Origin of the sequence: Blautia sp. An249, assembly GCF_002159835.1 — a bacterium.
Taxonomy (GTDB): Bacteria; Bacillota; Clostridia; order Lachnospirales; family Lachnospiraceae; genus Blautia_A; species Blautia_A avistercoris.
This window is the reverse complement of the sequence record NZ_NFJL01000021.1, coordinates 61,724-69,085: the sequence shown is the minus strand read 5'-3', so window position 1 is coordinate 69,085 and position 7,362 is coordinate 61,724. Positions and strand designations below refer to the sequence as shown.

The window sequence follows — 7,362 nt, the reverse complement described above, 5'->3', positions numbered from 1 at the left end:
CAGCAAATATGCTGGTTTGAGAAATATATAAAAAAATAAACCCCTAAAGAATTATAGTGCTAAATCCTAAAGACGGGCACATTCCAGATCGTCTGTCCGTGTCTTGTAAAATATAATACTCCCATCTCACTCTCCCCTTTTGTTTTTATTTTCTGTTTTCTCTGCGTATAAAGTAATATAGCACAATCGGCATCAGCGCGCAAAAAGATCGAAAAAAAAGAAAAAAAAGATTGTTTTTTATGCAAACTATGTTTATTCTAGAGAAGGAACGATTGAAACGAAACTATAACGGATTAGCGAGGTATGTAAAATGAAACCGATTAAAGAGGGAAAAGTACGTGAAATCTATGATAACGGCGACAGCTTAATTCTGGTTGCAACTGATCGTATTAGCTGCTTCGATGTAATTCTGAAAAACATCATCACCAAAAAAGGAACCGTTCTGACTCAGATGTCCAAGTTTTGGTTTGATATGACAAAAGACATTCTTCCAAACCATATGATTTCCACAGATGTAAAAGATATGCCTGAATTTTTCCAGCAGCCTCAGTTTGATGGAAACAGTATGATGTGCAGGAAATTAGAAATGCTTCCCGTAGAATGTATTGTCCGCGGCTATATTACAGGAAGCGGCTGGGCCAGCTACCAGAAAGACGGCACCGTATGCGGCATTCAGCTTCCGGAAGGATTAAAAGAATCTGATAAACTGCCGGAACCAATCTATACCCCATCTACTAAGGCAGAAATCGGAGATCATGATGAAAATATTTCTTACGAACAGAGCGTGGCCCATCTTGAAAAACAGTACCCGGGCAAGGGTGAAGAGTACGCTGCCAAACTGCGCGACTACACCATTGCACTTTATAAAAAATGCGCCGACTACGCACTGAGCCGCGGTATTATTATTGCAGATACCAAGTTTGAATTCGGCCTGGATCCGGAAGGAAATATTGTTCTCGGAGATGAAATGCTCACACCGGACAGCTCCCGCTTCTGGCCTGCTGACGGATATGAACCGGGACACGGACAGCCTTCCTTCGACAAACAGTTCGCACGGGACTGGCTGAAAGCCAACCCGGACAATGACTGGACCCTTCCGGAAGACATTGAAAAGAAAACCATCGATAAATACCTGCAGGGCTATGAAATGCTCACAGGAAAGAAACTGGACGCGTAAGCAAAAAATAATTTCAGCAAAACCGTAAATTTTAAGCATGTTCCGGAATCCCGACAGATTCCCGGAACATGCTTTTCTTAATTAAACCCAAAGTTTTATCTGGCGTTATCCCGAATTTCCTGCTCTTTGGCAAGTTTTTGTCCGCAGGGCGTTGTACACAGTCCTCCCCGACAGGTACAGCGCAGTTCTGCAGGAAGCTGTTTCCCCACCCGAAATAGAGTTTCCGCCGTCTGGTCCAATGGAATCAGCGGATCAAATCCTCCCATAATCATATTTGCACACACAACTGCGTTAGCTGCAGACATGGCATTCCGATTAATACAGGGAATCTGCACCAGGCCTGCCACCGGATCACAGATTGTTCCCAGGATATTCTGCACCGCACAGGAGGCAGCCATACACATCTGCTCTGAAGTACCTCCCATCAGGCAAACCAGACCCGCTGCCGCCATTCCGGAGGCAGCCCCCGGCTCCACCTGACAGCCATACAGCTCCGCAGAATAGTTGCAGTCCTTACTCATAACAATTCCAATCACTGCAGTAACAAACATTGCACGAACCTTCGCATCTTTCTCCAGCCCCATATGATTTGCCGTACCGAGAACCGCACCTGGGAATACGCCTGCCGATCCGCCCGTAGGCGCGCAAAGCACTTTCCCCATGGTACTGGAATACTCCATAACAGCCATGGACCAGGGTACAACTGTATTAAGCACCCCCATATCCAGGGCAGAAGGCTGCTGTTTTATATAAGCTTCCACCTTACCTGAAGTAGGTGAAATAATTCCGCTCATGTCCCCTTCTCCTTTCAGCCCCTCTATGGCGCTGTTTTCCATGGTGTCTACCACGTATTCCATATATTCCATTACCCGCTGCCTGCTCCAGCCGCTGCGGGCCATCTCATATTCCACACCCAGCTCCCACAGTTCTTTGCCTGTTTCGTCCCCATAGGCCAGCATTTCTTCCGCACTGGCAAAGGGAATATCCGCATGCCGGTTGGAAAGCACTGTTAGAATCGGATGGATTTCCTTTACTTCAGAGACTCCTTCCACATTTCTTAACTGCTCCAGAAACTCTTCCGTATGCTCTGCACGGGTTTTTATGTTAACCAGTCCACTTTCCTCTTTTGCAGAAACACTGGTTCCCTCATTGGCGCCCACAAGCTTTAATGCCTCTTCCAGAACGTGTTCGCTTCCTTCCCGGCCGCAGGAAGTCAGAAGAATCAATTCATAACAATCTCCCACAATATCCACATCATAACCGTTAAAAGACATCAGCCGTACCGTACCGCCCCCTGTAGAATCGGAATAGAGCTCCACCCGCTCTCCCTTCGTATTCTCCAGATTCAGCCGCGAAATGTTGGGACGGACCGGCGGGAAATCTTCGATGACAAAAGAAATCTCCACGCCCGCTTTCTTCGCTTCTGCAAAAGAATCCCGCAGCCTGGGATCTTCCGGATGACGCCCCAGCAATCCGTTTACATACCCCATATCCGAGCGCTGTCCTTTGTACATCAGGGTATACGCGCCATCTTTTGCAAAAGTAATGGTGGCCTTTTTCAACTGTCCCGGTAAAAACTGCTGCGCCAGAAAGCCGATTCGAGAGGGTGCACAGGTATGGGAACTGGATGGACCAATCATAGTTGGTCCCACAATATCATTAAAAATACTTGGGTTTTGTCGAATCATCATCAGGATTTCCTCCTTCGTTTTTTTCTATCATAAAATGTATTCCCTAAAAAATCAATCTTCAAATTTTATAAATATAAAAAAATATTTTATGGAAATTGAATAATTTTTTTATTATGTATTGAAAAACACAAAAGAAGTGTGTAAGATATGAAGAAAAAAGGAGATAGGCCGTTATGATTGAAGATATTGGCGCAAGAGTCCGTACTCTGCGAAAAACAAAAAACATGACTTTAACTCAGCTGTCTGAACAGACAGAGCTGTCGCCCGCTTATATCAGCAACCTGGAACGGGAACTGTGCAGCCCCACTCTGGATAACATCCAGAAAATCTGCCAGGCTCTGGGAGTGGAGCTAATCAAACTGCTGGACAACCGTGAATGGGCAGGTAAAGTAATCCGCGCCGAAGAGCGGCCGGTCATTTATAAACGCGAAGGAAAAATCCGGTACGAATCCATTAATTTCGGCAAAGAACGCATGACAGGCGAATATATCGTTGTGGAACCAGGATGCATTTATGATAAAGAGTGGTCCCATTCCTATGATGAAATCGGATACGTATTAGAGGGAGAACTTCTGATTACCATCGGGGAGGATGTGTTTACCCTGAAAGAAGGGGACTCCTTTTATATTGACGCTAAAAAGCGGCACAATCTGGGAAACCGTGGAAAAACCCGCTGTGTAAGCCTTTGGATCAAACAGGCTCAGGAGAGCAGCAAGTAGCCCCGGCGCCCCTTTTCAGAACCAGGAAAATGCCTGGTTCTTTTTTTCTTTTCTCATGTAAAAACATCTGTTATATTTATCCTTTCTCCTCCCTTTTCTTTAGAGGAAAAGTGCTGAAAATACCTATCTAAAATTGTATAATCCTACAATTATTTTTTAAATCCATAAAATTTATTGACAAATATTTTTTTATATATAAAAATATAGGCAAGAACAACGAAACATTTTTTAAGGAGGGTAAAAATGAAAATAAGTAATCTGCTACCCGGAAAAAGGGACAAGCGCTGGCTGATGTATATCCCGCTTCTGATGATACTTATCATCTTTGTTCTATCTGCTTTAGCCTGCGGAATCTTAAAGATTTCTATTCATTCGTCAGATCTTATGCTTTTTGCTGTTTTGGCATTCCTGGCATCCGCTTCCATATGCGGATTTTCCTATGCAGGACTTTATATCGCAGCAGTAAGCTGCCTGACAGGTCTGGCGGCAGGCATATTATTTATGGCTTATGTCTTTACACAGCCAGTGCAGTGGGCCGGAATTGTGGGACTGGTATCGGGAGCGCAGCTTGCCTTCCTCTTTTTTCTGACAGGGGTCTGCGCACAAATGCTGTATTACTTATCAAAGAAAAGGAGGAGAAGTTATGGAGGAAAATAAGAATACGACAAACGCCCACAATCCCAGAGATTATAAAATAAGATGGAGCGTCTGCATTATCCCGATTCTGTTTTTTGCGATTGTACTGCTGGCCGGAATTCTCATACCCGATGCCTTTAATACAGTCATCGACAAGGGTGTTATGCTGGTTATGAAAGATATGGGATGGGCAGTCAGTCTGTGCACTTTATTTCTGGTTGTCTTTTGCCTTGCCATTGTTTTTGTTCCGGTGGGAAAGGTTCGCCTGGGCGGGCCCAAGGCAAAACCTGAATTAAGCACTTTTGAATACTTTGCCCTTTCTCTGTGTGCCGGAATGGCCACCGGATTTATTCTCTGGCCTACTGCAGAAATGATTGAATATACCGCAAGACCACCGGTCGCTTTCGGCGCAGAACCTATGAGCTACGAGTCCATTATTGACGCTCTGGAATATGAGTGGCTGCACTGGGCATGGACTCCCTACGCATTATATACTGCTTTCGGTGTTGTAGTTGCCTATGCGATTTACAATCTTGGTAAAAGTTATCGCTCCTGTTCCGCCCTTTACCCTCTGATGGGTGAACGAATGGGAAACGGTACCAAAACGGTTGTGGATATTATTTGCCTCTTTGCCATTTTAGGCGGTGTTTCCGGTTCCATGGGATATGGACTGATGCAGCTTGGAAGCGGAATTGAATATCTGTTTCATATTAAGACGGGACTTCCGGTCTGGATCGCCATCGCCGTAGTAATTACCATTATCTACACAGCTACCAGCGTATCCGGTTTAAAGAAAGGAATCGCATGGCTCTCCGAAAAGAACACCTATCTGTTCTTCTTCTTCCTGGCCTTTGTCATTCTTTTCGGCCCGAAAAGTTATATGTTTAATCTGACCAGTGAAGCTCTCGGACAGTTTATCAGGGATTACCTTCCTATGCTGACTGTACAGGATGTGTCTACCACTACAGATCTCTGGCCCCAGTGGTGGAACAATATCTGGTGGCTGGACTGGATTGCGTTCGCACCAATGACCGGTTTGTTTATCGCCACCTTAAGCAAAGGCCGTACCTTAAAAGAAGTGGTTGTTGTAAATATGATTCTGCCGTCCATTTTTGCCATGGTCTGGTTCGGTATGTTCGGCGGATTCGCTGCAAATGTACAATTTGTAATGGGCGAAGATCTGGTCGGTGTTCTGGCAGCCAACGATCACTCCTATATGCAGTTATTTACCATGTCCTACCTGCCTCTTGACGTCATTATGAAACCGCTGCTTTTAATTACCCAGGTTATCTCCTTTGTAACCCTGGCCAACTCCATGACTTCAACAGTTTCCATGATGACCATAGAGCCCGGTAAAGATTACAAATCCGAAGAAGCTCCTATGAAAATTAAAGTTTTCTGGGGCGTTTTAATGGCATCCGTAGCCATCTTATTCATCTGGAGCGGCGGACTGGACGGCGCCAAATCAGTAAAAGCCATTACCGGCTTCCCGGTATTTATCCTGGAAACAGCGGCTGCAGTCGGCTTCATCATCTTCTTTGCCAAAGGCAAAGCGCCCGAGAAACTGCGTAAGATCGATTATACTTATGAAAATATGGAACCCGAGACCGGAGCTTTAAAGGAATACATTATGCCAATAAAGCCCCGTAGGAAAAAAGAAAAACAGACACAGGAAAAAACCGTATCATAAAAGGAGGAAATAGGAATGAAGGTTGCTGGTAATTTTTTCACACTGGAAGAAGTAGAAAAGCTTCATGAGATGACCCTGGAAGTTCTGGAAAAAGACGGCGTCATTATGGAAGACGAAGAAGCATGTGAACTGTTTCGTAAACACGGTGCGAAAGTAGACGGTTATGTGGTGCATATTGGAAGGGATCTGGTTGAAAAAGCCCTTTCCACTGCCCCTTCGGAATTTGTCATTTATGGAAGAAACGGAAAATCTGTCACCTTTGGAGAAGGACATAAAGTGTTAGCTCCTGCCTCCGGTCCCCTTTTCGTTAGCCGTGCCGGAGATCATCACAGAAATACTGCACAGGACTATTTGAATTTCCAGAAAATGGATCATACCAGCCGGGTAATTGATATGTTAAACCCCAACTTAATTGAGCCCTCAGACATTGACAGAAAGATTGTACGGGATTATCAGATGGCTGTCTGCCTGAGATATACGGACAAACCGCTGATGGGACTTACCACAACCCTCCAGGATTGTGAGCACAGCATTGATATGATCCAACGGTTCTACGGATCCGACAAGGAACAGACCGTTGCCTTTGGCCTGATTAACCCAATGTCTCCCCTGAAATATAACAAAACCATGCTGCAGGCCTGCCGTTATTTTGCAGAGAGAAATCAGGCTACCATGTTCCCCTGCTGCTCCATGCCAGGGGTAACCAGCCCCGTTACTTTATCCGGAACAGTTATCTGCAACAACGCAGAAAACCTGGCCGGTATTGTCTACGCACAATTAGTTCGCCCGGGTGCTCCTGTGGTTTACTCCAACACTTCCGGCGGAACCGATATGCGTTTTGTCACACCGGCAATCGGCTCTCCGGAGACCGCCCTTATAAGTTTTGCCTCTGCTTCTCTGGCAAAATACTACAACATCCCCTGCCGTACCGGTGGTTCTCTGGCAGACTCCAAATGTGTGGACTGGCAGTGCGGCGTAGAATCGACCTTCACCATGATGGCGGCATTGATGTCATCTGCCAGCTTTGTATTACATTCCTGCGGTGTTATGGATTCCTTCAATGTATTGTGCTACGAAAAATATCTGCTCGACGAACAAAACATCGAAATGATCCGCAAGCTTGTAAACGGCATGTCCGTTCACACCGACAGCGAAGAACTTGAAAACCTCAGCGATGTAGGTCCCGGCGGACAGTTTATCGGAGAAGAGCACACCATGGACTATATGAAAGATGAGCTGTACACTCCCGCTCTCTTTAACAAAATGTCGTTCACAGGCTGGGAGGATGCCGGCAAAAAAGACTCTGTTCAGCTTGCAAACGAAGCCATTGATAAACGTATTGCTTCCTTTGAATATCCGGAAATCACCAAAGAACAGGAAACCGTGCTTCGTGATTATATCGGAAATCTCTATGATGAAATCTAAAAATACAGAGAAAAAAACAGAGAA

The 7,362-nt window shown here is 45.3% G+C and carries 6 protein-coding genes; 5 read left to right on the top strand and 1 reads right to left on the bottom strand.

The features are described from left to right. Positions 1–310 precede the first annotated feature (310 nt). Positions 311–1,177 carry a phosphoribosylaminoimidazolesuccinocarboxamide synthase gene (locus B5F53_RS16210; protein ID WP_087225544.1) on the top strand — a complete coding sequence of 289 codons (867 nt, stop codon included), beginning with the start codon at positions 311–313 and terminating at the stop codon, positions 1,175–1,177. Positions 1,178–1,272: 95 nt separating this feature from the next. Here the strand turns inward: B5F53_RS16210 and B5F53_RS16205 are convergent, their stop codons facing one another. Beyond that, on the bottom strand, positions 1,273–2,868 hold the full coding sequence (locus tag B5F53_RS16205; protein ID WP_087225541.1) for an L-serine ammonia-lyase, iron-sulfur-dependent, subunit alpha: 1,596 nt from the start codon (positions 2,866–2,868) through the stop codon (positions 1,273–1,275). A gap of 173 nt (positions 2,869–3,041) precedes the next feature. On the opposite strand from B5F53_RS16205, the gene B5F53_RS16200 reads away from it, so the two are divergent. From B5F53_RS16200 to B5F53_RS16185, 4 genes are all read left to right on the top strand, one after another. Continuing rightward, complete coding sequence (locus tag B5F53_RS16200; protein ID WP_087225538.1) at positions 3,042–3,587, top strand: helix-turn-helix domain-containing protein; 546 nt, start codon at positions 3,042–3,044, stop codon at positions 3,585–3,587. Positions 3,588–3,830: 243 nt separating this feature from the next. After that, positions 3,831–4,244: a hypothetical protein gene (locus B5F53_RS16195; protein ID WP_087225535.1), complete on the top strand. Its 414-nt coding sequence runs from the start codon at positions 3,831–3,833 to the stop codon at positions 4,242–4,244. Beyond that, on the top strand, positions 4,231–5,913 hold the full coding sequence (locus B5F53_RS16190) for a BCCT family transporter (RefSeq protein WP_087225532.1): 1,683 nt from the start codon (positions 4,231–4,233) through the stop codon (positions 5,911–5,913). Before B5F53_RS16195 ends, B5F53_RS16190 begins: the two co-directional genes overlap by 14 nt. A gap of 15 nt (positions 5,914–5,928) precedes the next feature. Next, positions 5,929–7,338 carry a trimethylamine methyltransferase family protein gene (locus tag B5F53_RS16185; protein WP_087225527.1) on the top strand — a complete coding sequence of 470 codons (1,410 nt, stop codon included), beginning with the start codon at positions 5,929–5,931 and terminating at the stop codon, positions 7,336–7,338. The last annotated feature ends 24 nt before the right edge of the window (positions 7,339–7,362 follow it).

Bases quoted from the DNA above. Each gene is read 5' to 3' on its own strand.
- B5F53_RS16190 (WP_087225532.1), top strand. From the start codon at position 4,231: ATGGAGGAAAATAAGAATACGACAAACGCCCACAATCCCAGAGATTAT.
- B5F53_RS16205 (WP_087225541.1), bottom strand. From the start codon at position 2,868: ATGATGATTCGACAAAACCCAAGTATTTTTAATGATATTGTGGGACCA.
- B5F53_RS16185 (WP_087225527.1), top strand. From the start codon at position 5,929: ATGAAGGTTGCTGGTAATTTTTTCACACTGGAAGAAGTAGAAAAGCTT.
- B5F53_RS16195 (WP_087225535.1), top strand. From the start codon at position 3,831: ATGAAAATAAGTAATCTGCTACCCGGAAAAAGGGACAAGCGCTGGCTG.
- B5F53_RS16200 (WP_087225538.1), top strand. From the start codon at position 3,042: ATGATTGAAGATATTGGCGCAAGAGTCCGTACTCTGCGAAAAACAAAA.
- B5F53_RS16210 (WP_087225544.1), top strand. From the start codon at position 311: ATGAAACCGATTAAAGAGGGAAAAGTACGTGAAATCTATGATAACGGC.